At 35.9% G+C, this 1,662-nt stretch carries 3 protein-coding genes; all 3 read right to left on the bottom strand.

The genetic code is table 11. From position 1 onward, the window contains the following. Nucleotides 1–187 precede the first annotated feature (187 nt). The 3 genes from ADICYQ_RS22300 to ADICYQ_RS22290 all read right to left on the bottom strand — a co-directional run bounded on the left by ADICYQ_RS22300 (nt 188) and on the right by ADICYQ_RS22290 (nt 1,322). Nucleotides 188–496 carry a hypothetical protein gene (locus ADICYQ_RS22300; RefSeq protein ID WP_020894202.1) on the bottom strand — a complete coding sequence of 103 codons (309 nt, stop codon included), beginning with the start codon at nt 494–496 and terminating at the stop codon, nt 188–190. Nucleotides 497–786: 290 nt separating this feature from the next. Then, on the bottom strand, nt 787–1,092 hold the full coding sequence (locus ADICYQ_RS22295; protein ID WP_040417686.1) for a type II toxin-antitoxin system RelE/ParE family toxin: 306 nt from the start codon (nt 1,090–1,092) through the stop codon (nt 787–789). Further along, complete coding sequence (locus ADICYQ_RS22290) at nt 1,089–1,322, bottom strand: hypothetical protein (RefSeq protein WP_020894200.1); 234 nt, start codon at nt 1,320–1,322, stop codon at nt 1,089–1,091. Before ADICYQ_RS22290 ends, ADICYQ_RS22295 begins: the two co-directional genes overlap by 4 nt. Nucleotides 1,323–1,662: the final 340 nt, after the last annotated feature.

The following is a 1,662-nucleotide window of genomic DNA, read 5'->3' as shown; positions in this document are numbered from 1 at the left end:
TTTACTTTGTGCATGATCCTCGCAAAGGCGCTAAGACGCTAAGGTTTTGAAAATACTTTCTGTGGCTCCGCAATTCTGTCCGAAACTCTTAACGTTTATTTTAATCTTGGGAAAATATGAAAGTTGAGAATTTTCGTCATTTTGGGTCTAAGTTAGGCTTCGCTAAACTTAGACAAGGTTCCATAGTCTAATACCAGTCTGAACTATAATAAACTAAATACCACTGCTTTTTAATTAATTCAAACTCCATAACAATTATGAAGTCATCTATTTTAGATTTAATAATTAAATCTACTTTATTGGTTTTATTTGTAAATTCTAGGCTGTAGTTCAGATTTGCTTTATCCATTTCATTCAGGTGAACCCAGCCCTTTTCTTGCCAATAGAATTTTCCATCAGAAACCATGAATTTGTCATTTTCAATATCCGGATGAATACTCTCATCAAAAACATATTCTGTACTACCTCCCCTCAAAGGAAAATTAATTCTAGACATTTGAAAAACTTTATCATTAAAAAACTTAGATAAAACTCATCGAAGAGTTCTTCCTCTCCGCTTGCATGCTTTGAATCTCCATCTTTTGAACAACCAATAATCCAAATCAATAATAATAGTAAATACAATCTACCTTTCATCACCATAAACTTTTAGGGATTTAGACCTGGAGAGGGAAATCATAAACTTCGTCATAAGCATGTAGTTCAAGGTCTTAAAAAGTTTTTAGTGAGGATCTTAGGGGAATAGCCCTAGTATAGGGCAGAAAATTTAGACCAATAATGGGATAGTTAAAACCTTAAACTAGCGGGATCCTGTCTGGTGTCCACTACGGCTTCTACATACAGAGCGTCTCCTTCAATACTGTAGATAATCTTATAATTTCCTTGGACTAGGAAGCGGTATGAACCCACTATCGATATATTGGCCTCATGAGGTGATCCTGATTCGGGAAAAGTTTCTAATTGTCTGGTTTTAGCTAAGATAGACTGGACAACGTTTTTTGCTGATTTTCGGGATATTTCCGCAAGGAAGTCATAAATGATTTCTAAATCATTCAACGACTCATCGGTCCAAACTACCTGTAATTTCTTCACCGGTCCCACTTACTTTCAAAAAAATTTTCAACATCCTCTTGGCTGTGAGTCTTACCACTCTTTCTGTCGGCCTTCGATCGGGTTAATTTGGATTCCAGGTTCTCACCCATTCTTGCTCGGTAGGCTGATTCCATTGAAGATTTACGCAGGGCATCAATTTTTTTGATCATGGTTTCATCTTGAGTGGTCAACCAATTAATCAATTCAATTTTTTTAACAGCTAGGTCCATACTATTGAAATTTCTTGTTCTAAAGTTAACAAAATTTCTCTTTTATAAAATCGCTTTTTGAATACCTTTTAGACGAAGTTTAAGTGTTAGCGGTAGGTAACTAGAGTAGAATTGGGAAAGTACATTAAACTAGCGCTTAGGTTATTTATAATTCAGACTTAAAAGGAATTGCAGATTTCGTTTGATAGGAAGGGGTAGATGCAATCTACTCCTAGTGCGGTTATAAAAGTTGAGAATTTTCGTCATTTTGGGTGACCAGCCTAGAGTAGGCTCTCGAGAAGGTGCTAAGATTTTTAAAATACTTCTTTACGACTCCGCGACTCTGCGTGCAGCTTTCAAC

Origin of the sequence: Cyclobacterium qasimii M12-11B (assembly GCF_000427295.1) — a bacterium.
Taxonomy (GTDB): Bacteria; Bacteroidota; Bacteroidia; order Cytophagales; family Cyclobacteriaceae; genus Cyclobacterium; species Cyclobacterium qasimii.
Note: the sequence above shows the minus strand (reverse complement) of the source record. Positions and strands in the feature narration are given on the sequence as shown.